We start from the raw sequence: 21,864 nt of genomic DNA, 5'->3' as shown, positions 1-21,864 counted from the left end.
CGGAACGTAACGTTCCTGAGTCGTCACTCTAGGAAGTAAGTAACAAGATTTACAGGCCCGCCGGATCGACCTCCGGCGCTTCGCCTGTCGACTGGGCGACATGCTCCCACGGCCCCACCTGGCGGTACGGTGACCGCGTGGGGGACTGGGCGGCGGTCGTGCTGGCGGGCGGGGCCGCGCGCCGGATGGGCGGCGTGGACAAGCCCGGCGTGCCGGTGGGCGGCCGGTCGATGCGCGACCGGGTGCTCGACGCCGTCGCCGACGCCGACGTGCGGATCGTGGTGGGCCCGGCCGGCCCGGTGCCGCCGGGCGTCCGGTCGACCCGGGAACGCCCTCCGGGCGGCGGGCCGGTGGCCGCCGCCGCGGCGGGCGTGTCGCTGCTGCCCGCCGGCACGACGGCCGTGGCGCTGCTCGCCGCCGACCTTCCCCTGCTCACCCGGGGCGCGGTACGCCTGCTGCGCGAGCACCTCGCCGATCCGGCCGTGGACGGGGTGTGCCTCGTCGACGGCGACGGCCGGCGGCAGCAGCTCTGCGGGATGTGGCGGGTCGCGCCGCTGCGGACCGCGCTCGGTCGCCTCGCCGCCGCCCGGGGCGGCTCGCTCGACGGCGCGGCGGTGCGGGCCCTGCTCGCCGGGTTGACGGTGCGCGACGTGCCCTGGTCCGGGACGGGCCCGCCGCCCTGGTTCGACTGCGACACTGACGAGGACGTACGCCGGGCGGAGGAGTGGACACGATGACGGTGCTGGAGGACTGGGTGACGGCGGCCTGCGCGGAGCTGGGCCTCGACCCCGCCGAGGTGCCGGTGGCGGTCGTGCTCGACCTGGCCCGGGACGTCGCGCACCAGGTGCTGCGGCCGGGGGCGCCGGTCTCCGCGTACCTGCTGGGGTTGGCCGTGGGGCGCGGGGCCGACCCGGCCGTGGCGGCCGACCGGCTCGGCGCGCTGGCCGGCGGCTGGCCGGTCGAGCTGGGCGACCGGCCCCCGGCCTGACGGCCGTGGTGGCCCCGGCCTGACGGCCGGCTCCCGGCCCGCCGGTCCCGGGCCGACGGCTGCCCCGGGCAACGGTGTCCGATCCCGGTCCGGCCCGATCCGGGTTCCGGACGGCCTGGGTAGGGTGATCGCAACGGACGGAGGCGATCATGACGGTAGGCCACCCCTCGACGCCGGCCTCGGACCCGCCCGGCGGCCCCCCGGAGCACGGCGGCCCGTCGGCGTCCGACGGCCCGTCGGAGCACCAGCACGAGTCGATCCTGCTGGACGAGCCGACCACGGCCGACCTGCGGGCGAAGGTGACCCAGGCGTGGCGCGAGTTCGCCCGGGCCCTCGCCGAGCGGCTGCGGGAGCTGCCCGCCGGCACGCACGTCGAGCTGACCCTCGACCCCACCGCCTCCGGCACGGGCGACGCCATCTACTCCATCAGCATCGACCTCGCCGACGACGGCCGGCTCTCCGCGTGGGCCGTCGGCAACGCGACCCTCCCGCAGGGCTACCGGCTGGACCGGGCGGCCGTCGCCGACATGGTGGCACTCGGCTGGTCGCCGCCCGGGGTGGTCGAGGGCTCCGGCGAGAACTTCGGCCTCACCGGCGACACCGCCGAGGCGACCCGGCTGGCCGCCCTGCTCTCCCGCACCCTGCGGGACGTCTACGGAGCACCGCACCCGGCGTTCCTGGTCTACCTGGTGCACGACGCCGAGGGCGGGCCCGTGCCGGTGGAGCCGCTGGGCACCGCGCGCAGCGAGTTCGGCCCGGACCAGGACGTCGAGGCGGACCTCGACGAGGCGCTGGCCGCCGCCCAGGGGCCGCGCACCGACGTGCTGGCCCTGGCCGAGCAGGTGCGGACCGTGGTCTCCGCCATGCTCAAGTCCGACTCCGACAAGTTGCAGGTCGACTCCGACGGCGACATCAACATCCGGGCCGGGTCGGCGATGGTCTTCGTCCGGGTCCGCGACAATCCACCGCTGGTCGACGTCTTCTCGCCGGTGCTCACGGAGGTCGAGCCCACCGAGCGGCTCTACGTGAAGCTGTCCGAGCTGACCAACCGGATGCCGATCGGGCGGCTCTACTGCGCCGACGACACGGTGTGGGCGTCCATCCCGGTGTTCGGCCGCGACTTCCAGGCCACCCACCTGATGCTGGCCGTGCAGGTGATGACCGGCCTCGCCGACGAGCTGGACGACCGGCTGCACGGCGAGTTCGGCGGGAAGCGGTTCTTCGGCGAGGGCGACAAGCCCGGCCGGCGGGACCAGGGCGAGCACCGCACCGGCATGTACCTCTGAGGCCGGCCGCCGGCAGCCCCGAGCCGGCGGCAGCTCTGCCGGCCGCGGAGCCGCGACGACGGAAGGCGGGTGGGGCCCGGTCGGCCCGAGTGCCGGGCCCCACCCGCCGGTTCGGTGGGTCAGGTCGCGGGGAGCCAGGCGAGCCTGACCGGCCCGGCGACGCCGGCCGGGTCGTCGGCCCGCAGGCCGGCGGCGGCGGAGGTTGCCCGGGTCATGCCCGCTTCGACGCCCCGTGCCCGACTCCGGTTCCCGCGCCCGGCCGGGCCGCTCAGGTCGGCGTCCTCAGGTGGAGGGGCCGACGCCGGGGGACTCGGCGAGGCGGGAGAGCACGATGGTGCTGCGGGTGGAGGTCACGAACGACTCGGCGCGCAGCCGTTCGAGGGCCTCCTCCAGGTGCGAGATGTCCGCCGCGCGCAGGTGCACCAGCGCGTCCGCCTCCCCGGAGACCGTGTACGCCCCGACCACCTCCGGATGCCGTCGGACGGCGACCCCGATCTGGGCCGGGGTGGTCCGCCCGGCGCAGAACAGCTCGACGAACGCCTCCGTGGTCCAGCCGACGGCGGCCGGGTCGACGACGGCCGTGAATCCCCGGATCACCCCGGCGGCGCGCAGCCGGTCCACCCGGCGCTTGACGGCCGGGGCGGAGAGCGAGACCCGGCTGCCGATGTCGGCGTACGAGGCGCGGGCGTCGGCCACGAGCAACGCAATGATTCGCTGATCCACCGCGTCTATCTGCAACGTTCCGCCCTCAGGAAGCAATGGTCGTGGCTGTTACCAAGGTTCGAGGCTACCTACTCTTGGTGTCCGTGAACCAGCACCGGATCCCTCGAAAGCGGACATACCTCATGTGTTCGCCCGAGCACTTCGCCGTCGCGTACGCGATCAATCCGTGGATGGACGTCACCACGCCCGTCGACGCGGAGCTGGCGGTCAGGCAGTGGGACCGGCTGCGCGAGACGCTGCTCGGCCTCGGCCACAACGTGCACCTGCTCACCCCCGAGCCCGGCCTGCCCGACATGGTGTTCGCGGCCAACGGCGCATTCGTCGTCGACGGGACGGTCTACGGCGCCCGGTTCAAGCACGAGCAGCGGGCCGCCGAGGCCGCCGCGCACCGCGCCTTCTACGAGGAGCGGGGCTGGCACTTCATCGCCCCGAACGAGACCAACGAGGGCGAGGGCGACTTCGCCTACCTGCCGGACGCGTACGGCGGGCTGGTCCTCGCCGGCCACGGCTTCCGCACCGAGCTGCCGGCGCACGCCGAGGCGCAGGAGGCGCTCGGCCGGCCGGTGGTGTCGCTGCACCTGGTCGATCCGCGCTTCTACCACCTCGACGTGGCGCTGGCCTCGATCGACGACGGGAACGTCGTCTACTACCCGGGTGCCTTCTCGGCGGCCAGCCAGCGGGTCCTCGCCCAGCTCTTCCCCGATGCGATCGTCGCGGACGACATCGACGCCCTGGCGTTCGGCCTGAACCTGGTCAGCGACGGCGCGAACGTGGTCCTGAACAGCGAGGCGTCCCGGCTCGCCGGCAAGCTGAAGGCGGCCGGCTACACCCCCGTGCCGGTCGAGCTGACCGAGGTGCGCAAGGGCGGCGGCAGCGTGAAGTGCTGCATCGCGGAGCTGCGCGCCTGACCGGGGCGGCCCGCCCGCGCACGGGCCGGTCCCGCCTGGGGGGAGGCCGGCCCGCGCGGTGTGGTCGGGCGGGCGTTCAGCCCAGCGTGGCCAGCTCGTTGATCAGGACGTTGGAGAGCACCTGGCCGTCGCGTTGCACCTTGCGCAGGTACCACTTCTGCTGGGGTGTTCGCGGCTGGTTGAACTGCCACGCCCCGCGCGGGCTGTCGATCTGGCCGATCTTGCCCAGCGCCAGGTTGACCTGCTGCGGGGTCGGGTCGCCCCCGGCCAGCCGGATCGCCTTGTCCAGCACCTGCGCCGCGTCGTACGACGCCATCGCGTAGGTGGTCGGGGACGCGCCGTGCGTCTTGCGGTACGCCGACGCGAAGGTGCGGTTGGCGGTGTTGTTGAGGTCGGCGGAGTAGTTGAGCGAGGTCACGATGTTGCGCGCCTCCACCTCCTGCACCTCGTCGAGCACCGTGCCCTCGGTGAGGAACCCGGGCGCGTAGACCGGGCCCGTCCATCCCTCGCGGTAGAGCTGCTTGATGAACTGCACCGCCGCCGGCCCGGCGAAGTGGCAGAAGATCGCGTCCGGCTGGCGGGCCAACGCCGTGCGGATGTCGGCCGCGTACGCGGTGCCGCCGGGCGTGCTCGTGGTGTCGGTCCAGATCACCGGGTCGGCGATCCGGGGGTCGCTGGACCCGGCCGTGCTGAACTGGGCCTGGAGCCCCTGGATCACGTCCCGCGAGCCGAGGTTGTCGGGGGCGACGATGGCGACCCGGCTGCCGGCGGGCAGGCGCTGCGCCATGTAGGGGCCGATCGCCCGGCCCGGCTCGTCCAGCACATAGGAGGTGCGCCAGATGTAGACGACGCTCTGGAGGCTCTTCGGCGAGGCGTTGGAGCCGATCAGCGGCACCCGGGCCTTCTCCACGGTGTCCCGGATGCCCACCATGACGGCCGAGTTGACCACGCCGGTGAGCGCCAGCACGCCCTGCTTGAGCAGGCTGTCGACGGCCGCCTGGCCGGTCTTGGCGGTCTCGCCCTCGTCGGCGGTCACCACCGTCACGGGATGCCCGCCGAGCTGCTGGCCGTTGAGGGTGAGATAGAGCTGGAAGCCGTTGACGATCTCGTCGCCGATGGCCTTGAAGCCACCGGTCTGCGGTGCGATGAGACCGATCTTGACCGGCTTGCCGGTGGGGGCCGCCGGCCCTTCGTCGCCGTCCGTGGCGCAGGCGGCGGTCAGGCCCGTGGTACCGAGGGCGGCCAACAATTGGAGTGCCCGCCTGCGGTTCATCTGGGACACCGAATTCCTTCCGGGAGCTGAGCTGGGCCGATACCGTCCCCTCGGCGTTCTACCGGTTCGGCGACGCTGCGTCAATGTTCAGTGATCAAAGTGCAAGGTTCGCAGCCCACGGGCCACCTCCGGCCAGGCGGCCGACTCGGGGTCGATGAGCCCGAAATGCTCGCATTCGGGAAGCTCCACGAGCTGCACCGGGCTGCCGGCCGCCCGCGCGGCGGCGGCATATGACCGGCTCACCTCCACCGGCACCTGCCGGTCCAGCAGGCCGTGCAGGATCACCGTCCGTGTCGGGGTGGGCACCAGCCGGCGGGGGTCGGCGGCGGCGTACCGCAGCGGGCGCTCCGCCGGCCCGCCGCCGAGCAGCGCGGCCACCGCCCCGCCGTCCAGGTCCAGCCGGTGGGCCTCGGCCAGGTCCGCGACGGGGGCGAGCGCCAGCACCCCCGCCACCGTCCCCGGCGCGGTGGCGGCGGCGTACAGGGCGAGGTGGCCGCCGGCCGAGTGGCCGACCAGCAGCGGCGGCCCGGGGCGCACCCGGTCGCCCAGCACCGGCCCGGCCAGCCCGGGCAACGCCGCGACCCCCGCCAGCACGTCGGCGAGGGTGCCCGGCCAGCCGCCGCCCGGCTGCCCGGTGCGCCGGTACTCCAGTTGGGCCACCGGGTAGCCGAGCGCGGCCAGCGCCGCCGCGAGCGGCCCGGTGTGGCCACGGTCGTACTCGGCCCGCCAGAAGCCGCCGTGCACCACCACGACCAGGGGCAGCGGCGGGCCGTCCCCCGCCGGGCGGCGCAGGTCGGCGACCTGGTCCGGGTGTCCGCCGTAGGCGACGGTGGCGTCCGGCGCGGGGGCGGGGCGGTCGAGCACGGAGCGGGGGTCGGCGGGCATGCCGGCGACGGTAGCGCGGCGGACGGCCCCGCCGGGGGACACCCGTCACCAGGTGCCGGTCCCGACGAGCGGGCGGCCCACCGCCTGGGTCAAGATGGAACGCATGACCGAAGCGCACTCCGCTGGACAAGACGACGAGCCGGGCCACGACGGCACCGGGCGATCCGGCACCGTGGTGGTGGTCGGCCCGGACGGCCGCCCGGTCGGCACCGTGCAGACCGACGACGCCGCAGGCGAGGACCCGACCCGGCTGGTCGAGCAACCCGCCAAGGTGATGCGGATCGGCAGCATGATCAAACAGCTGCTGGAGGAGGTCAAGGCCGCCCCGCTCGACGACGCGAGCCGACACCGGATGCGGGAGATCCACGAACGGTCGATCGTCGAGCTGAAGGAGGGCCTGGCCCCCGAGCTCCGCGACGAGCTGGAGCGGATCTCGCTGCCCTTCACCGAGGACAAGGCACCCAGCGAGGGCGAGCTGCGGATCGCCCACGCCCAGCTCGTCGGCTGGCTGGAGGGGCTGTTCCACGGCATCCAGGCGGCCCTGGTGGCGCAGCAGATGGCCGCCCGCGTCCAGCTCGAGCAGATGCGTTCCGGCCGGCAGGCGCTGCCCAGCGGGCCCGCCGGGATGATGCCGGGCATGCCGGGCATCGGCCACCCGCAGGGCGGCGAGGGGCACAGCACCGGGCAATACCTCTGACACCGTCGCGCGCCGGGTCCGCGCGGGCCCGGCGCGCGTCTCACCCCACCCCGAAGACCTTCTCCAGGTACGCGGCCACGCCGTCGGCGGAGTTCGCCGCCGTCACCTCGTCGGCGATCGCCAGGACGGCGGGGTGGGCGTTCGCCACCGCCACCCCCCGGCCGGCCCAGGTCAGCATCGGCACGTCGTTGGGCATGTCGCCGAAGGCCAGCACGTCCCGCTCGTCGATCCCGAGCCGGGCGCAGTACCAGGCCAGGCCCGCCGCCTTGGTCACCCCGGCCGCCGAGATCTCCACCAGCCCCGTGTACGACGAGTGGGTCGCCTCGGCCAGCCCGCGCAGCGCCCCGGCGACCACCTCCAGGAACACGTCCGGGTCCTGCTCCCTGGCGCGGGCCAGCAGCTTCACCGCCGGCACCGAGTGCAGCTCCTCCGGCGAGGTGATCGCCCGGATCGCCTCCGCGTCGGCGTCCCAGCGCAGCGGATAGCCGGCCTCGTGCCGCATCTCCCGGCTGTCCACGATCTCCACCGCGAAGCTGACCCCGGGCACCTCGGCCCGCAGCCGCCGGGCCACCTCGGCGAGCAGCTCCGGCGCGAGCGGGTCGGCCCGGAGCACCTCGTCGGCCACCGGGTCGTACACCACCGCGCCGTTGGCGCAGATCGCCGGCAGCGGCTCGGCGAGCTGCTCGTACACCAGTTGGAGCCAGCGGATCGGGCGGCCGGTGACCAGCACGACCGGCGTGCCCCGCGCGGACATCCGGGCCAGCGCGTCGCGGGTGCGGGGGCTGAGCGTCCGCTCGTCGGTGAGCAGGGTCCCGTCGATGTCCGTGGCGACCAGCCGAGGCGTCTCTCCCATCACCGGGAGAGTAGTCGGTCCAGGTAGACCGCGACTCCGTCGTCGTCGTTGCGCAGCGTCACCTCGTCGGCGGCGGCGCGGACGGTCGGGTGGGCGTTGGAGACGGCCACCCGGGACCACCCGGCCCACTCGAACATCGGCAGGTCGTTGGGCATGTCGCCGAAGACCAGCACGTCGGCCGGGTCCACCCCGAGCCGCTGCGCCACCACGTGCAGCCCGGACGCCTTGTCGACCCCGGGCGGGGAGATCTCGACGAAGCCGAGCCCGGCCTGGGTGAGCGCGGCCACCTCGGGGCCGATGATCCGGCGGGCGGTCTCCAGCAGCGCGTCGATCTGGTGGTCGGCGGTCCGGGCGAACGCCTTGATCACGTCGGTGGCGAGGCACTCGTCGCGGGTGCGCGGCTCGAACAGGTCCGGGTACGGCCAGCTCGGGTGGTAGTCGCCCCAGAGCGGGGCGCCGGCCTCGCCGGACGCCTCGACCATCACGGTGAGCGGACCGACCTCGGCCTCCAGCTCGGCGAGCAGCCGCGCCAGCACCTCCCGGGGGAGCCGCTCCTCGCGCAGCACCTCCGGCCCGGCCGGGTCGCTCTGGTCGACCACCCAGCCCCCGCCGGCCAGCACCAGGAAGTCGGCGGCCCGGATGTCGTTGCGGGTGAGCTCGGTGAGCCGCGGCCCCCGGCCGGTCGCCCCGACCACCGGAATGCCGGCGGCCCGCACCCGGTCGAGCACCTCGTGGGTGTACGCGGAGACGGTCTCGTCGCTGCGGACCAGCGTCCCGTCGAGGTCGGTGGCGATCAGCTTGGGCAGCCCCGGGCGGGTCATGGCTCCTCCTTCGCCCGCCGCCGTCGCGCCGGCCCTGTCTCTGGGTCGTCGGTGCCTCGACCGGCAGTGACGGCGGGCAGCCACCGTACCTCGCGCAACCGGGCGCGACCATGGCTTCCCGACGAACCGGGCGGCAACTCGACACCACGCCCAGGTTGCGCGGCTCCTGGCCGGGGCGGCCCCCCGGGTCCGGCGCCGGCCGGGGCCGGACCTCCGGGTGAGCAGGGGACCCTTCTCGACCGTGGGCGTTAACAGGGGGCCCTTCCTTGCGCCGGGCGCTACTCCGGGCGGGCGAAGGGGGCCGTCGGCTGCACGGTGAGGTCGACCGGCCCGGGGAGCGCGTCGGTCTCCTCGGCGGGCGGGTGCTCCACGCGCGGCGAGCCCTCGGCCGGCGGCCCGGCGTCGGCCCGGCCGGCGAGGTAGAGCGCCGCCGCCAGCAGCACGCAGGCCGCGAAGGCCGCCACCAGCCCCCGGCCGTACTCCACCTGGAAGCCGTCCTCGGAGGAGTAGAGGGCCTGCCGGCCCGAGTCGTCCAGCGACAACGAGGCGGCGACCAGGACGCCGATCAGGGCCGTCGACAGGGCGAGGCCGGCCACCCGCGCGTCGTGCCGCACGGCGGCGCTGCCCCGCAGGGCCAGGGCGGCGGCCGTGACCAGCGCGAACAGGCCCACCAGGTAACCCAGGCCGAAGCCACCCACGTCGGACACCCCGCCGGGCACCCGCAGCGTGTCGCCCTCGGGGCCCCCGGTCGGCACGGTCATCACCAGCCACTCCCCGACCAGCGAGGCGAACGCGGCCACCGCGCCGAGGCCGGCCGCCACCAGCGGGATCCGCCGGTCCCGCCCGAGCCGGGACAGCGGGCGACCCACCCGCCCCGGCGGGTCGGGCTCGGACCCACCCCACTCCAGGACGGTGGCGTCGCCGGACCGGCTGTCCTGCCGGGGGATGGGAAGCTCCTCGGACATCGGCCACCTCTCCGCGTTCGCGGGCCTGGACCCCGTGGGCCTGAGCCGAATCATGACACAGCAGACACGGCGTGGCCGGGAACGCGACCCGCCGCGATCGGCGTGGACGGATCCCGGGCAGCGGGTCGCCCGCCGCCCGGCTTTCGGTTAGCGTCGGCTCATGCCTATCCGTACCGCTTCCGCACGTTGGCAGGGTGACCTCACCGAGGGCTCCGGCACGGTCCGCACCGGCAAGGGCGGGCTCCAGGGAAACTACTCCTTCAAGTCGCGGTTCGAGGAGGGTGAGGGCACCAACCCCGAGGAACTCATCGGGGCGGCCCACGCCGCCTGCTTCTCGATGGCGTTCTCCAAGCAGCTCGCCGACGCCGGCGCGACCGGCACGTCGGTGGAGACCACCGCGAAGGTGCACTTCGACAAGACCGACGCGGGGATGACCGTGACCCGGATCGACCTGGAGACGGTCGGCCAGGCCCCGGGGCTGGACGAGGCCCAGTTCGCCAAGCTGGCCGAGACCGCCAAGGAGAACTGCCCGATCTCGCGTCTGCTCTCCCCGGGAGCGCAGATCAGCCTCACGGCCCGGCTCGCCTCCTGAGGCCCTCCGCGCCCACCTGACACGGAACGGTCCTCATCCGCACCGGATGGGGACTTTTCCGTGCAAGCAGGATCTTGGGCACCGGGCGTCGGGCCGGCTCTGGGACAATGGGTGCGTGGCGGTCCAGATGAGCCGGGAGCGCTTCGAGGAGCTGGTCGGGGACGCCCTCGACGAGGTTCCCGAGGAGCTGCTGGGGCTGATGAGCAACGTGGTGATCCTGGTCGAGGACGACCCGCCCCCCGGCGACGGTGACCTGCTCGGCCTCTACGAGGGCCACGCCCTCACCGAGCGGGGCTGGGACTATGCGGGCGTCCTGCCGGACCGCATCTTCATCTACCGCCACCCCATCCTGCGCATCTGCGACAGCGAGGAGGACGTCGTCGACGAGGTGGCGGTGACGGTGGTGCACGAGATCGCCCACCACTTCGGCATCGACGACGACCGGCTGCACGACCTCGGCTGGGGCTGACGGGCGGCGTTACCGCCCCCTCCGTCCGGTCCGCGCCGGCGTCCTCGTGTCCCCGTCCGTCCCGTCCGCGCCGGCGTTCCTGGCCTATCCGTCCGGTCCGCGCCGCGCGACGACGGGCCGGCCCCGCTCGGCCGATGTCACCGCTTGCGCTGGTCACCTACCCTCCGGGCAGACACCCCGAGTCAGGAGGCTTTTCCATGCGCAGCGCGCTGTTCTCCGCCGAGAACCTGGAGAAGGAGTCCGCCCAGCCCGGCATGCGGCTGCAGAACTCCAAGATGTTGAAGATCGAGCTGAACGGCGAGGCGATGGCCCGGGTCGGGTCGATGGTCGCCTACCAGGGTCAGGTGCAGTTCCAGGCGCTCGGCTCCGGCGGCCTGGGCAAGTTCCTCAAGCAGAAGCTCACCGGCGAGGGCGTCCCGCTGATGAAGCTCAGCGGCCGGGGCGACGTCTTCCTCGCCGAGCTGGCCAAGGACGTGCACATCATCGACCTGGAGCCCGGCGACGCGCTGTCGATCAACGGATCCAGCGTGCTGGCCTTCGACTCCACCCTGCAATACGACATCCGCATGGTCGGCGGCGCCGGGATGGCGTCCTCGTCCGGCCTGTTCAACTGCGTCTTCACCGGCCACGGCCGGATCGCGATCACCACGAAGGGCACCCCGGTGGTGCTCAACGTCGACGCGCCGACCTACGTCGACCCGCAGGCCGCCGTGTGCTGGTCGGCCAACCTCCAGACCGGCTACCACCGGGCCGAGCAGCTCGGCCTGGGCACGCTGCTGGGGCGCAGCACCGGCGAGGCGTTCACGATGAGCTTCGCCGGGCAGGGCTTCGTGGTGGTGCAGCCCTCCGAGGAGCCGCCGATCGCGGGCAGCGGCGCCCAGGAGCAGCAGGGCGGCCTGCTCGGCGGCCTGCTGAGCTGACCCGTCGCCGCGCAGGCGACGAACTGGCCCGGGCGGGGGCGCCCCGACACGGGGCGCCCCGGTGTCAGCCCGCCGACGCGGGCCGGGCCGGCGAGGCCGCGCTCAGCTCAGCTCGCCGGCACGCAACCGGGCCAGCCAGGCCGACGCGTCGGCGTAGTCGGCGTCCGACAGCCCGGCCGGCGCGGGCACGGGCCGGTCGCCCGCCGGCTGCGCCCACCGGTGCCGGGGGTACGACCCGAGGAACCGCACCTGGGCGCAGACCCGCCGCAACCCCTGCAACGCCTCCCCGAGCCGTGGCTCGGCGACGTGGCCGGTGCAGTCGAGGAAGAAGACGTACCGACCCAGCGCCTCGCCCGTCGGGCGGGACTCGATGCGGGTCAGGTTCACCCCGCGCACGGCCAGCTCCATCAGCACCGACAGCAGCGCGCCCACCCGGTCGTGGGCGATGTAGACGGCCAGCGACGTGAGGTCGTCCCCGGTGGGGGGCGAGGGCGGGCCCGGGCGGGACAGCAGCGCGAACCGGGTCACCGCGTCGGGATGGTCGGCGATCTTGTCGGCGAGCACCGCCAGCCGGTGCCGGGCGGCCCCGATCGGGGCGCAGATCGCCGCGTCGAACTCGCCCGTCGCCGCGCCGGCCGCGGCGGCCCCGTTGGAGAGCACGTCCACCACGACCGCGTCCGGCAGGTGGGTGCGCAGCCAGCCCCGGCACTGGGTGGACGCCTGGGGATGGGCGGCCACCGAGCGGATCTCCTCCGGCGACGTCCCCTGCCGGGCGCCGAGCACGAACTCGACCGGCAGGATCACCTCCCGGGTGATCACCAGCGGGTCGCCCTCGGCCAGCTCGTCCAGGGTCACCCCGACCGCGCCGCCGATCGAGTTCTCCAGCGGCACCAGGGCCGCGTCGGCCTCCCCGGCGCGGACGGCCTCCAGCGCCTCGCCGACGCTGCGGGCGGGCGTGCGGGTGCCGCGCTCGGCGGCCGGCACGGTGCGCAGCGCCTGCTCGGCGAAGGTGCCCTCGGGGCCGAGGTAGACGAAACGGGTGGGCGGTGTTCCCGGCATGCCGCCAGCCTACGCACCCGGCACGGTGCCCGGGACGGCGTCGCAGGCGAGTGCCCGGATGCCGGGCGGCCCGGCGACGCGTACCTCGATGGTGCAGACGTCGGTGCCGGCGGTGACCAGCTCCAGGTCGCCCGGCCGGCCCCGGGTCACCACCTGCAACTCCTCGTGCCCGGTCACCCGCAGCACCGTGTACTGCCAGTCCCCGGCGCAGAACGGGCCGTCGCCCGCCCGCACCGAGACCGAGCCGGACAGCACCCCGGCCGGGCCGCGCAGCAGCGCGACGACCCGGTCCACCGACGGGCCGTCGCGGCAGGGGCCGGCGACCAGGTCGGAACCCGGGGTGGTCGGCGGCACCGCCGCGGGCGGGGTGACCGGCGCCGTCGGGCCGGTGGGCGTGGCGGCGGCCGACGCGGCGGGACCGGGTGGGCCGGTCGGGCCGGTGCTGGGCAGGGCGGCGGGCTGGCGCAGCTCCGGCGGCGTGCCGCAGCCGGCGAGCGTGACGGCGAGGAGGGCGAGCAGCCCGATCGCGCCGGGCAGGCGGGCGGAGCGGCCGGGCAGCCGGATGGAGCGGCCGGGCAGCCGGGCGGGACCGGAGCGACCGGGCGCGCGGGACGGGCCGGAGGCGCCGGGCGCGCGGGACACCGGTCGGTGCGGTGCGGATGGCGGCACGGGCCGATCCTTGCATCGGAGAACGTCGTTGCGGCCGGGATGGCCGAGCTCATCGTAGGAGCCATCGGCGCGGCCGTGAAGGCCCACCGGGCCGGTCTCGCGGGGGCGACCGTCCAGGGCGGCCGTCAGTCGAGGACGCGGTGGCCGGCGCGGCGCAGCGCGGCGGTCGCCTCGCCCAGCCGTACGGCGGGCACGAGCACGTGGTCGGTGTCGTACGTGGAGAAGGCGACCGGATCGACCCGCGCCTCGGTCAACGGGCCGATCAGCGCGGCCAGGGTGCCGGTCACCGCCTGCCCGAGCGGGCCGACGATCCGCAGGCACCGCCAGTCGGTCTCCACCTCGCCCGGCGCGCGGGGGGCCGGGCAGATCACGGAGACCCCGTCGGCGGCCCAGCTCACGCTGACCACCTCGGCGTCGCCCAGTTCGCCCCAGAGGGCGGGCCCGAGGACGGCACCGGCGGCCAGCCGGCACACCGCGTACTCCCCCGGCAGCAGAGCGACATCGACCATGAGGGCACCCTACGGCCTGGCGGGTGCCCGCCACAGCTCCCCGAGGGTGCGGCGGACGCCACATCTGCCCAGGTCAGGGCGGTGCTGCGCGGACCGGACGGTGGGAGGTGGATCAGACCTCGGAGAAGAAGGTCAGCGACCCGGTGACCTGCCCGTCGGTCAGCACCGGCGTCGAGATGGCGTCGACCGTCGGGTCCGTCCGGCCTGCCGTCGCGGCCTGCACCCGCAGCAGCCCCCGGGCGAGCCGCCCGGAGTGCAGGGCGAGCAGCGGCGGGATCTTGTCGGTCTCCTGCTCGGTCAACTCGCCCCGGTGGGCGGTGAAGTCGAGCAGCCGCAGACAGCCGTCGAGCAGCGGCAGGCCGATCACGTCGTCGGGGCGGCCGAGGCAGAGCAGCTCGCAGCCGGCCGCGGACACCGCGACGACCCGGGTGTCGGTGTCGATCAGGAGGCAGGGCTCGTCGGCCCGGGCCACGGTGGCGGACCACTGCCCGAAGTTGTCGGACCCCTGCTCCAGCGGTGTCCGGGCGGTGGGCGCGAACACTTCCGAGAGCGAGAGTTCGACGTGGGCCACCGCGCCTCCTATGTACACCGACGGTCTGTCCACGCTAACCGGTCGTCTGGGCATCGCCGACCGCGCTGGGGCCGCCGGGCCGCCGGGGTCGGTTGCCCTCACCCGGGCGTCCGGCGCCGGCGCGGCCGGTGGTTGCTCCGGGTACGGGCCGGACCGCGTGGCGTCGCGGGAGACGTTACCGGCGGTTGGCCGGCTTGTCAGCCGCCGTTCGGCCGCCGTCGTACCACCGGTAGTCGCCGGCGGGACGGTAGGTGCCGTTCATCCAGGTCCCCGGGTGCTGCGCCACACGGGCGAGTTTCTCGGCCGTGGCCGGGGTGATCCGGTTGCCGCCCGCCACGAGCAGGCGGTCCAGCTCGCGGTGGGTGGCCATGAGGCAGTCCTTCGGCAGGCCGTACACGCTGATGACGCCCGAGCCGACGAAGGTCAGCACCGGCGTCACCGGGATGGGCAGCCCCACCGCCTGGGACAGCACCTTGCTCGCGCGCTTGGCGTCGCGGCGGGCCTCGGCCACGTAGGGCGGGCGCTTGCCGTTGATCTGCACCACGTCGCCGGCCACCAGCACTCGGGCGCGGCCGTGGTCGGCGATGGTCACCGCGAACAGGCCGCCCGGCCCGATGGCGAGGAACCCGGCCCGGTCGTCCTGGGCGGGGTCGAGGAGGAGGTCCGTGGTGTCCGTGCGGGGCCACTCGACGACGTGCCACCCCGGCCCGAGGTGGTCGAGCCGGCCCAGGGCGCGGGCCCCGGCCGCTTCCAACCGGCGGGCCCCCCGCTCGGCGCGCCGCCGCCGGGCCCACTCCAGGGGGCTCGGACGGGTCGGGTCGAGCACCCCGGGGGCATCCGCCCTGGGGTGTGGCACCGAGACGGGCGGCAGTGCCCGTGCGGTGGGTGCGGCTCGACGTGCGGGAAAGACAGTCATCGCGACCTCCGGCAAAAGGTCCCTCGAAGTTATGTCCTCACTACCCTACGTTGACATACCGGGTACCCGGCAAGTCGGAGCGCCGGAGTGAGTGTGGATGAATGCCATATTCATCCACAGACGTTTTACCGGATGCCGCCAAACCCTGCCCTACCCTTGGCCGGGTGACCCACTACGTGGACAGTGAAGTCGGCCGCCTCGGCACCGTGCTGCTGCACCGGCCGGGCCCCGAACTGGCCCGACTCACCCCCCGGAACAACGACTCGTTGCTGTTCGACGCTATCCCATGGGTCGGACGGGCACAGGAGGAGCACGACGCGTTCGCCGCCGAGCTGCGCGCCCGCGGGGTGGAGGTGCTCTACCTCGCCACCCTCCTCGCCGAGACCCTCGCCGTCGCCGAGGCCCGCGCCGAGCTGACCGAGCAGGTGCTCAGCTCGCCCCGGCTGGGCGACACCCTGCGCCGCCGGGTGGCCGACCACCTCGCCTACCTCGACCCCGCCGCCCTCGCCGACGTGCTCGTCGCCGGGCTCGCCCACGAGGAGCTGCGGATCAGCAGGGAACGGCCCGGTGGGCTCGTCTACTCCCTGATGGACCGGCACGACTTCGTCATCGACCCCCTGCCCAACCTGCTGTTCACCCGCGACTCGTCACTGTGGATCGGCGACCGGGTCGGGGTCACCAGCCTGGCGATGCCCGCCCGCCGAAAAGAGACGAGCATCACCGACGCCATCTACCGGCACCACCCGCGCTTCGTCGGCACCGAGTTCGTCTACCACCCCGGGCTGGAGCACCTGGAGGGCGGCGACGTGCTGCTGCTCGCCCCGGGGGTGCTCGCGGTCGGGGTCGGTGAGCGGACCACCCCGGCCGGGGCGGAACGGCTCGCCCGGCAGGTCTTCGCCGCCGGGCTGGCGCACACCATCCTGGTGGTGCCGATCGCCCAGGAGCGCGCCACCATGCACCTGGACACCATCTGCACGATGGTCGACGTCGACGCCGTGCTGATGTACGCGAACGTGGCGAGCACCCTCGCCGCGTACACGGTGGTCGCCGGCCCCGACGGCGAACCGCAGGTGGACGGGCCCGCGCCGTTCCTGCGGGCCGCCGCCGACGCGATGGACCTCGACCAGCTCCGGGTGATCGACACCGGCCTCGACCCGGTCACCGCCGAGCGGGAGCAGTGGGACGACGGCAACAACACCCTCGCCATCGCCCCCCGGCTCTGCGTCGGCTACGAGCGCAACACCGGCACCAACGCGCAGCTGGAGCGGGCCGGCATCGAGGTGATCCCGATCGCCGGCTCCGAGCTGGGCTCCGGCCGGGGCGGCCCGCGATGCATGTCCTGCCCCCTGGTCCGGGAGTAAGGAAGGGCCCCTTGTTAACGCAAAACGTTGTACAGGGGACCCTTCCTAACACTTTGGCTCAGCGCAGGGTGAGCTGCCGGCCGAGCAGGCCGTGCCGGGCGCGGCGGCCTGCCGCGTCCAGCGGCTCCTTCTCGGCGAGGGCCCCGGCGTAGCGCCCGGCGAACTCCCGCACCGGCTCCTCCCAGTCGGCCGCCGGGACGTCCTCGGGCAGGTCCCAGACCGGCACGAGACGCCCGTGCGCGCGGAACATGCCGGCGAACTTCGTGCCCCCGGCCAGGGGCAGCGTGCCGGCGGCGCTCAGCCGCGCCAGGGCGTCCAGCGCGGCGTCCTCGTCGTCCGGGAGCACCCAGCGGACGTGTGCCTTCTCCGGCACCCGGCACCAGTACGCCGCCCGCGCCGCCGCCAGCCGCACGGTCGGGTAGACGGCCGCGTTGGCCCGCTCCAGCGACGCCTGGACGGTCGGGTCGTCGGCCGCCCCCGGGTCGAGCCAGAACTCGAAGCCCTCGTGCATGCTGACGTCCAGCGGCCCGTCGACCAGGATGTCCTGGAGGCGGGGGCCGGGGCCGGGCAGCGGCGGCACCGTGACCGTCCGGCCCGGCTCGGTGCGCAGCGCGCAGAGCAGCGCCTCGGCCAGGTCCCGGGAGACGTCGCCCGACTGCTGGTGGCGCTGGAGCCCGACGAAGACGCGACCGTCGGCCTTGGTCATCGCCGGCGCCGCCATGGGCAGCACGGTGGCCAGGGTGACCGGCCGGTCGCCGTGCTCCTCGACCAGCTCGGGGACGAGCCGCAGCGGCGCGGAGGCGGCGGGGACCAGCTCGCGCAGGGCGATCCACTCCGGCTCGTCGGCCATTCCCTCGAACGGTCGGGGCACGAAGACGTCCCGCACCTTCTCCCGCTTCCCGGTGACGGCGACGTCGGCGGCCCGCTGGATCCTTCTACGCTTGCTCACGGCGAGACAGCCTAGAGCCCGTTGCCGGCCGGGGTGGGCAGGACCCGCCCCGCACGGATGGTCCGGCGCGGCTCAGCCGGCGGCGACGAGATCGGTGCGCGGCGTGGCGGCGGGCTCGAACTCGGCCCACACGCTCTGCCCGAGGCCGTCCCGGTCGACGCCCCACCGGCTCGCCAGGCCCGCGACGATGTGCAGGCCACGGCCGTCGACCGCGTCGGGGCCGGCGACCCGGACCAGCGGCCCGGCGGCCGCCCCACCGTCGGTGACCCGGAGCTGGACGAACGGCCCGTCGGGGGTCCGGCGCAGCCGCCAGGCCACCCGCACCACCCCGCCGGGAAGCGCGTCGGCGTGCCGGACGGCGTTGCCGACCAGCTCGGCCAGGACCGCCACCAGGTCGGCCAGGAGCACCGGCGGCACGACGTCGGCCAGCTCGTCGGCGAGCCGGTGCCGGGCCAGGCGCGCGCCGGTCGGGTGGTGCGGCACCACCACGCACCACGACCGCTCGACCGGCTCTCCCGCCACCGCCGCCCTCTCTCGCCCCACGACGCCCCGGCCCGCCGACCGGGCTCACCCGCGGGGCAGCCGGACCTCTGCGACCGTACCGCCGCCCGGCCTCGGCCGGAGCGACACCCAGCCATTCTGCTGTTCAACGATCCGGCGGACGAGATAGAGGCCGAGCCCGGCACCCGGGTATCCCCGGCGGTCGCCGGACTCGCCCTGCCAGAACCGGTCGAACGCCCGCTCGACGTGCTCCGGCCGGATGCCGATGCCCCGGTCGGCGACCCGGAACGAGACGGTCCGCTCGTTGCTCTCGGCGGTGATCTCGATCGGGGTGTCGGGCGGGGAGTACTTGTCGGCGTTGGTCCCCAGCTCGGTCAGCACCGTCGTCAGCGACTGCCGGGTGCCGAGCGCCCGGGGCAGGCCCTCGGGCACGTCGAGGACGACCCGGCGGCGCAGGTCGGTGGGCAGGTCGGCGACGGCGGCCCGGAGCGCCTCGCCCAGGTCGAAGGGGACGGACGGCTCGCCGGGCCGACCCTCGGTGGCCGAGGTGAGCAGCCGGTCGACCAGCCGGGCCAGTTCGTTGGCGCGCTGCCCGATGACCCGGGCGGCCTGCCGCCGGTCGGCGTCGGTCAGGGAGTCCCAGTGCTCGGTGAGGGTGTCCGCGTACCCCTTGATGACGGTGACCGGCGTGCGCAGCTCATGGCTGGTCACCGCGACGAAGAGGTCCCGGTCCTGGTCGCGGAGCTGTTGGTCGGTGATGTCCCGGAAGGTGACCACGCGCAGCGCCCCGGGGCCCGGCAGCTCGCCTGAGGTGATCTTGATCCAGCGGCCGTCGGGCAGCCGGTGGTCGAGGACCTGCCCGGACGGGGGGAGGGGGAACGGCAGCGCCCGGTTCAGCGACTCCGCGACCGTCCGGCCGGTCACCTGGGCGGCGGCCGGGTTCCAGAGCCGGACGCGCCCCTCCCGGTCGACCACGGCGAGCCCGTCGGCCAGCGCCGCGACCACCGGGCCGTCGCCGTGCACCGGCAGGCCGCTCTGGTCGCTGTACATGTGGGCGATGCAGGAGGCGATGTACGCCACCACCTCGTGCTGCCCGGCGGCCGTCGACGCGTCGTCGTCCGGATAGAACGCGTGCAGGCTGCCGACGGTCAGCCCGCCGATCTCGGCGCGGGCGGCCACCATCCGGCGCAGCCCCCGGTCGACCAGCTCGGCGCCGATCGGGCCGGGGATGCGGTCCACCCGGATGTCGCGGACCCGCGGGCCGGAGAGCAGGCAGACGGTGGCCGGGTCGGTGGGCGACACGGGCCGGCCGACGGCCCACTCGGCGCCCCCGGTCGCGGCGATCACCCGGCCGCCGGTGGGCGCGAACTCCACGAAGGCGGTGCTGGCCGCCCCGATCGCCGGCTGGACCACCTGGAGCAGCTGGGCGAGGACGGGCAGGCCGACTTCACCAGAGTTGATCATCTCGATAACCCTGCCATGGCCGGTTATCAGGGCGGCGAGGTCGGTACGCTCCGGCATGTCCCGAGTGTGCCGCGCCGACCCGTTCCCCGACACCCCCGCGCGGGCGGCCCCGGCACCCGCGCCGCCCGGCGAACCCGGCCTGACCAGCCAGCGGACCACGCCGCCCCGGCGGTTCACCGGCCCCGTCCGGCCGGGTGGCGGCCTCGGCGGCCGACGCCGCCCGACCCGTTCACCGGCCCAGCCGGGCCAGCGCGTGCGCCGGCCGGTCGGTGATGATCCCGTCCACCCCGACGTCGAGCACCAGGTCCAGCTCGGCGGGCTCGTTGACGGTCCAGACGTACACCTGGTGGCCGGCGGCCCGCAGCGCGGGCACCAGGCGCGGCCGGGCCCGGACCAGCTCGACCCCCGGCCCGGCGATGCGGGTGCCGAACGGCAGGCGGCCGAGGCGCAGCCAGCGCGGCAGCACCTCCAGCAGGAGCACCGTGGGCAGCCCGGGGGCGAGGTCGCGGACGCGCCGCACGGCCAGCGGCGAGAAGGACATCACCGTGACCTGGACGGGGGCGTCGGGGCGCGGTTCGGCCAGGCCGTAGCGGCGCAACAGGGCCACCAGCCGGCGCTCCACGTGCCCGCCGTACCGCGAGGGGTGCTTCGTCTCGATCAGCAGCCGCACCGGGCGGCCGGCGGCCAGCACCGCGTCGAGCAGCCGCGCCAGGGTGAGCAGCCGGGTGCGCGACTCGTCCGGCAGCTCGTCGCCGTCGGAGGGCCCGCAGCCCGGGTGCCAGGAGCCGAAGTCCAGCGCCTCCAGCTCCGCCAGCGTGCGGACGCTGACCAGGCCGGTGCCGTTGCTGGTGCGCTCCAGCCGCCGGTCGTGGACGCAGACCAGGTGCCCGTCGCGGGTCAGCCGGACGTCGCACTCCAGCCCGTCGACGCCCTCGTCGAGGGCCCGCAGGTAGGCGGCGAGGGTGTGCTCCGGCAGGTCCGCCGAGGAGCCGCGGTGCGCGAAGACCAGGGGGGCACCCATGCCCGTCGCTCTCAGATGACCTGGCCCGGCCCGCCGTCCCCGGTCACCACGGGTCGGCCGACGGCAGCCCACTGGCGCATGCCGCCGTCGGCGTTGCGCACCTGGTCCCAGCCGTTGTTCCGCAGGTAGGCCACCACCTGCGCCGAGCGCCCGCCGGAGCGGCAGATGACCGCCACGTCCCGGTCGGTGGGCACCTCGGCCATCCGGGCGGGCAGCTCCATCATCGGCAGGTGGTGGGCGCCGGGGGCGTGCCCGGCGGTCCACTCGTCGTCCTCGCGGACGTCGAGCAGGTAGGTGTCGTCGGCGATCTCGGTCACGGGCACGGTGGGAACCTGGGGTCCGAACACGGTCACCAAGCCTAGAGCCTCGCCCTGCCGCCCCGTCGGGGGTGTGCGAATCCGGGCGGGTCGGGACGAATGCGCAGGTCAGCGGCGGGCGGGCGCGGCGGGGTGGGTGCGGGGCTCAGAGGTGGGTCACCCAGCGCGGGTTGGCCTGCGCCCAGGCGGGCATGCGGGCGCCCCGGACCGCGTCGAAGAGGGCGTTGCCCCCGGCGTCGAGCACGACGTACGAGATGCCGTCGATGGTCTGCGGATGGGAGGGCACCTGGATGCCCGTCAGCGCGTCCGGGGGGAGGTCCCGGAGGGTGAGCAGCAGATCCTCCAGGGGCACCCCGTTGGTGTCGACGGTCAGCGACGCGCCGACCGCCCGGATGAGCCGGTCGAGCCGCACCGGGTCGCGGCGCAGGTTCGTCGCGCCGGCCCGGTCCAGCATCGCCCGCAGGAGCTGCTGCTGGTGGCGCTGCCGGTCGTAGTCGCCGCCGGGCAGGTCGTAGCGCTGCCGGACGTAGTCCAGCGCCCGCGCGCCGTCCATCTGCTGACAGCCGGGGCTGAACAGGGTCCCCGTGTGGATCGAGCGGACCTCGGTGTCGACGCACATGCGCACCCCGCCGAGGAGGTCGATCACCTGCCGCAGCCCGGCGAAGTCGATCAGGGCGGCCCCGTCGAAGCGCAGCCCGGTGAGCCGGGTGAGGGTGGCCGAGAGGAGCTGGACGCCGGCCTCGCCGCCGCCGCCGTGCTCGTAGGCCGCGTTGAGCTTGTCGCTGCCGCCGCCGTAGCCGTTCGGGCCGGGCGGGACGGCGACCAGCAGGTCGCGGGGGAACGAGACCAGGTAGGCGCTCTTCGTGTCGGCCGGCACGTGCACCACCAGGATGGTGTCGGAGCGCTGGTCGTCGCCGGCCGCGCCGGGCCGCCGGTCCGAGCCGACGAGGAGGTAGTTGAGCGCCCCGTCCAGGTCCGTCCGGTCGCGCCGGGCGTCGGTGTCGAGCAGGTCCTCCCGCGTCACCGTGCGCTCGTAGCGGTGGCCGAGGGCCCGGAGCCCGACCACGGCGCCGGCGGCCAGCAGCGCGAGGGCGAGGCCGACCCCGAGCAGGATCCGGCTCCAGCGGGGTACGCGTCGACGGGCCGG

26 protein-coding genes are annotated in these 21,864 nt (G+C 74.9%); 9 read left to right on the top strand and 17 right to left on the bottom strand.

Annotated features, from left to right (window positions below):
- Positions 1 to 137: 137 nt before the first annotated feature.
- The 3 genes from O7633_RS18645 to O7633_RS18635 all read left to right on the top strand — a co-directional run bounded on the left by O7633_RS18645 (position 138) and on the right by O7633_RS18635 (position 2,274).
- Positions 138 to 737: an NTP transferase domain-containing protein gene (locus O7633_RS18645; RefSeq protein WP_282323338.1), complete on the top strand. Its 600-nt coding sequence runs from the start codon at positions 138 to 140 to the stop codon at positions 735 to 737.
- Positions 734 to 988, top strand: a complete 255-nt coding sequence (locus O7633_RS18640; protein WP_074478143.1) for a DUF6457 domain-containing protein — start codon at positions 734 to 736, stop codon at positions 986 to 988. Before O7633_RS18645 ends, O7633_RS18640 begins: the two co-directional genes overlap by 4 nt.
- Before the next feature lie 149 nt (positions 989 to 1,137).
- Complete coding sequence (locus tag O7633_RS18635) at positions 1,138 to 2,274, top strand: hypothetical protein (protein WP_282323336.1); 1,137 nt, start codon at positions 1,138 to 1,140, stop codon at positions 2,272 to 2,274.
- Between the two features lie 282 nt (positions 2,275 to 2,556).
- Here O7633_RS18635 and O7633_RS18630 read toward each other — a convergent pair whose 3' ends face one another.
- Complete coding sequence (locus O7633_RS18630; RefSeq protein ID WP_043960922.1) at positions 2,557 to 3,012, bottom strand: Lrp/AsnC family transcriptional regulator; 456 nt, start codon at positions 3,010 to 3,012, stop codon at positions 2,557 to 2,559.
- A 59-nt stretch (positions 3,013 to 3,071) separates the two neighbouring features.
- On the opposite strand from O7633_RS18630, the gene ddaH reads away from it, so the two are divergent.
- Positions 3,072 to 3,905, top strand: a complete 834-nt coding sequence (gene ddaH, locus O7633_RS18625; RefSeq protein WP_348776295.1) for a dimethylargininase — start codon at positions 3,072 to 3,074, stop codon at positions 3,903 to 3,905.
- A gap of 76 nt (positions 3,906 to 3,981) precedes the next feature.
- Here the strand turns inward: ddaH and O7633_RS18620 are convergent, their stop codons facing one another.
- Both O7633_RS18620 and O7633_RS18615 read right to left on the bottom strand, forming a co-directional pair.
- The gene (locus O7633_RS18620; RefSeq protein ID WP_282323331.1) at positions 3,982 to 5,187 is read right to left on the bottom strand and encodes an ABC transporter substrate-binding protein; all 1,206 of its coding nucleotides are present in this window, start codon (positions 5,185 to 5,187) and stop codon (positions 3,982 to 3,984) included.
- 78 nt (positions 5,188 to 5,265) lie between these two features.
- A complete protein-coding gene (locus O7633_RS18615) occupies positions 5,266 to 6,063 on the bottom strand; it encodes a prolyl oligopeptidase family serine peptidase (RefSeq protein ID WP_282323329.1) in 798 nt (265 codons plus the stop codon).
- Positions 6,064 to 6,157: 94 nt separating this feature from the next.
- Here O7633_RS18615 and O7633_RS18610 point away from each other — a divergent pair, with 94 nt between their 5' ends.
- Positions 6,158 to 6,760 (top strand): bacterial proteasome activator family protein, encoded by a 603-nt coding sequence (locus tag O7633_RS18610; RefSeq protein WP_074478295.1) that lies wholly within the window; start codon positions 6,158 to 6,160, stop codon positions 6,758 to 6,760.
- A gap of 40 nt (positions 6,761 to 6,800) precedes the next feature.
- Here the strand turns inward: O7633_RS18610 and O7633_RS18605 are convergent, their stop codons facing one another.
- From O7633_RS18605 to O7633_RS18595, 3 genes are all read right to left on the bottom strand, one after another.
- Positions 6,801 to 7,613 (bottom strand): HAD family hydrolase, encoded by an 813-nt coding sequence (locus tag O7633_RS18605; RefSeq protein ID WP_178066937.1) that lies wholly within the window; start codon positions 7,611 to 7,613, stop codon positions 6,801 to 6,803.
- Positions 7,613 to 8,434, bottom strand: coding sequence for an HAD family hydrolase (locus tag O7633_RS18600; RefSeq protein WP_178066936.1), 822 nt, complete (start codon positions 8,432 to 8,434; stop codon positions 7,613 to 7,615). The genes O7633_RS18605 and O7633_RS18600 overlap by 1 nt, the downstream gene beginning before the upstream one ends.
- A gap of 278 nt (positions 8,435 to 8,712) precedes the next feature.
- Positions 8,713 to 9,399, bottom strand: coding sequence for a hypothetical protein (locus O7633_RS18595; RefSeq protein ID WP_278130354.1), 687 nt, complete (start codon positions 9,397 to 9,399; stop codon positions 8,713 to 8,715).
- Positions 9,400 to 9,559: 160 nt separating this feature from the next.
- On the opposite strand from O7633_RS18595, the gene O7633_RS18590 reads away from it, so the two are divergent.
- From O7633_RS18590 to O7633_RS18580, 3 genes are all read left to right on the top strand, one after another.
- Entirely contained in the window at positions 9,560 to 9,991 is a 432-nt protein-coding gene (locus O7633_RS18590; RefSeq protein ID WP_043960915.1) for an OsmC family protein, read from the top strand.
- Positions 9,992 to 10,118: 127 nt separating this feature from the next.
- Positions 10,119 to 10,460: a metallopeptidase family protein gene (locus O7633_RS18585; protein WP_074478293.1), complete on the top strand. Its 342-nt coding sequence runs from the start codon at positions 10,119 to 10,121 to the stop codon at positions 10,458 to 10,460.
- Positions 10,461 to 10,657: 197 nt separating this feature from the next.
- Positions 10,658 to 11,380: an AIM24 family protein gene (locus O7633_RS18580; RefSeq protein WP_074478126.1), complete on the top strand. Its 723-nt coding sequence runs from the start codon at positions 10,658 to 10,660 to the stop codon at positions 11,378 to 11,380.
- Positions 11,381 to 11,482: 102 nt separating this feature from the next.
- Here the strand turns inward: O7633_RS18580 and pheA are convergent, their stop codons facing one another.
- The 5 genes from pheA to O7633_RS18555 form a co-directional block, all read right to left on the bottom strand.
- Positions 11,483 to 12,439 (bottom strand): prephenate dehydratase, encoded by a 957-nt coding sequence (gene pheA, locus O7633_RS18575; protein ID WP_178066933.1) that lies wholly within the window; start codon positions 12,437 to 12,439, stop codon positions 11,483 to 11,485.
- A gap of 9 nt (positions 12,440 to 12,448) precedes the next feature.
- Positions 12,449 to 12,976: a hypothetical protein gene (locus O7633_RS18570; RefSeq protein ID WP_278136290.1), complete on the bottom strand. Its 528-nt coding sequence runs from the start codon at positions 12,974 to 12,976 to the stop codon at positions 12,449 to 12,451.
- A 257-nt stretch (positions 12,977 to 13,233) separates the two neighbouring features.
- Positions 13,234 to 13,617 carry an ACT domain-containing protein gene (locus O7633_RS18565; RefSeq protein WP_278130349.1) on the bottom strand — a complete coding sequence of 128 codons (384 nt, stop codon included), beginning with the start codon at positions 13,615 to 13,617 and terminating at the stop codon, positions 13,234 to 13,236.
- A gap of 112 nt (positions 13,618 to 13,729) precedes the next feature.
- Positions 13,730 to 14,188, bottom strand: a complete 459-nt coding sequence (locus O7633_RS18560) for a hypothetical protein (RefSeq protein ID WP_278130347.1) — start codon at positions 14,186 to 14,188, stop codon at positions 13,730 to 13,732.
- Positions 14,189 to 14,363: 175 nt separating this feature from the next.
- Positions 14,364 to 15,104, bottom strand: a complete 741-nt coding sequence (locus tag O7633_RS18555) for a hypothetical protein (protein ID WP_043960910.1) — start codon at positions 15,102 to 15,104, stop codon at positions 14,364 to 14,366.
- 164 nt (positions 15,105 to 15,268) lie between these two features.
- Between O7633_RS18555 and O7633_RS18550 the strand changes: the two genes are divergently transcribed.
- Positions 15,269 to 16,465: an arginine deiminase gene (locus O7633_RS18550; protein WP_282323328.1), complete on the top strand. Its 1,197-nt coding sequence runs from the start codon at positions 15,269 to 15,271 to the stop codon at positions 16,463 to 16,465.
- A gap of 58 nt (positions 16,466 to 16,523) precedes the next feature.
- Here the strand turns inward: O7633_RS18550 and O7633_RS18545 are convergent, their stop codons facing one another.
- From O7633_RS18545 to O7633_RS18520, 6 genes are all read right to left on the bottom strand, one after another.
- Positions 16,524 to 17,414, bottom strand: a complete 891-nt coding sequence (locus O7633_RS18545) for a DUF5926 family protein (RefSeq protein WP_282323327.1) — start codon at positions 17,412 to 17,414, stop codon at positions 16,524 to 16,526.
- A gap of 72 nt (positions 17,415 to 17,486) precedes the next feature.
- Positions 17,487 to 17,903 (bottom strand): ATP-binding protein, encoded by a 417-nt coding sequence (locus O7633_RS18540; protein ID WP_176735029.1) that lies wholly within the window; start codon positions 17,901 to 17,903, stop codon positions 17,487 to 17,489.
- Positions 17,904 to 17,981: 78 nt separating this feature from the next.
- A complete protein-coding gene (locus tag O7633_RS18535; RefSeq protein WP_282323326.1) occupies positions 17,982 to 19,436 on the bottom strand; it encodes a PAS domain-containing sensor histidine kinase in 1,455 nt (484 codons plus the stop codon).
- A 172-nt stretch (positions 19,437 to 19,608) separates the two neighbouring features.
- Positions 19,609 to 20,400 (bottom strand): glycerophosphodiester phosphodiesterase family protein, encoded by a 792-nt coding sequence (locus O7633_RS18530; protein ID WP_282323325.1) that lies wholly within the window; start codon positions 20,398 to 20,400, stop codon positions 19,609 to 19,611.
- 11 nt (positions 20,401 to 20,411) lie between these two features.
- Positions 20,412 to 20,747 carry a rhodanese-like domain-containing protein gene (locus O7633_RS18525; RefSeq protein WP_282323324.1) on the bottom strand — a complete coding sequence of 112 codons (336 nt, stop codon included), beginning with the start codon at positions 20,745 to 20,747 and terminating at the stop codon, positions 20,412 to 20,414.
- Between the two features lie 115 nt (positions 20,748 to 20,862).
- Positions 20,863 to 21,801 carry an LCP family protein gene (locus tag O7633_RS18520; RefSeq protein WP_282328594.1) on the bottom strand — a complete coding sequence of 313 codons (939 nt, stop codon included), beginning with the start codon at positions 21,799 to 21,801 and terminating at the stop codon, positions 20,863 to 20,865.
- Positions 21,802 to 21,864 lie beyond the last annotated feature (63 nt).

It is taken from the genome of Micromonospora sp. WMMD712, from assembly GCF_029581295.1.
Classification (GTDB): domain Bacteria; phylum Actinomycetota; class Actinomycetes; order Mycobacteriales; family Micromonosporaceae; genus Micromonospora; species Micromonospora carbonacea.
Note: the sequence above shows the minus strand (reverse complement) of the source record. Positions and strands in the feature narration are given on the sequence as shown.

Coding starts and splice junctions, on each gene's coding strand:
- O7633_RS18590 (WP_043960915.1), top strand. CDS start 9,560: ATGCCTATCCGTACCGCTTCCGCACGTTGGCAGGGTGACCTCACCGAG.
- O7633_RS18635 (WP_282323336.1), top strand. CDS start 1,138: ATGACGGTAGGCCACCCCTCGACGCCGGCCTCGGACCCGCCCGGCGGC.
- O7633_RS18535 (WP_282323326.1), bottom strand. CDS start 19,436: ATGCCGGAGCGTACCGACCTCGCCGCCCTGATAACCGGCCATGGCAGG.
- O7633_RS18615 (WP_282323329.1), bottom strand. CDS start 6,063: ATGCCCGCCGACCCCCGCTCCGTGCTCGACCGCCCCGCCCCCGCGCCG.
- pheA (WP_178066933.1), bottom strand. CDS start 12,439: ATGCCGGGAACACCGCCCACCCGTTTCGTCTACCTCGGCCCCGAGGGC.
- O7633_RS18555 (WP_043960910.1), bottom strand. CDS start 15,104: ATGACTGTCTTTCCCGCACGTCGAGCCGCACCCACCGCACGGGCACTG.
- O7633_RS18610 (WP_074478295.1), top strand. CDS start 6,158: ATGGAACGCATGACCGAAGCGCACTCCGCTGGACAAGACGACGAGCCG.
- O7633_RS18565 (WP_278130349.1), bottom strand. CDS start 13,617: ATGGTCGATGTCGCTCTGCTGCCGGGGGAGTACGCGGTGTGCCGGCTG.
- O7633_RS18585 (WP_074478293.1), top strand. CDS start 10,119: ATGAGCCGGGAGCGCTTCGAGGAGCTGGTCGGGGACGCCCTCGACGAG.
- O7633_RS18595 (WP_278130354.1), bottom strand. CDS start 9,399: ATGTCCGAGGAGCTTCCCATCCCCCGGCAGGACAGCCGGTCCGGCGAC.
- O7633_RS18600 (WP_178066936.1), bottom strand. CDS start 8,434: ATGACCCGCCCGGGGCTGCCCAAGCTGATCGCCACCGACCTCGACGGG.
- O7633_RS18640 (WP_074478143.1), top strand. CDS start 734: ATGACGGTGCTGGAGGACTGGGTGACGGCGGCCTGCGCGGAGCTGGGC.
- O7633_RS18530 (WP_282323325.1), bottom strand. CDS start 20,400: ATGGGTGCCCCCCTGGTCTTCGCGCACCGCGGCTCCTCGGCGGACCTG.
- O7633_RS18605 (WP_178066937.1), bottom strand. CDS start 7,613: ATGGGAGAGACGCCTCGGCTGGTCGCCACGGACATCGACGGGACCCTG.
- O7633_RS18580 (WP_074478126.1), top strand. CDS start 10,658: ATGCGCAGCGCGCTGTTCTCCGCCGAGAACCTGGAGAAGGAGTCCGCC.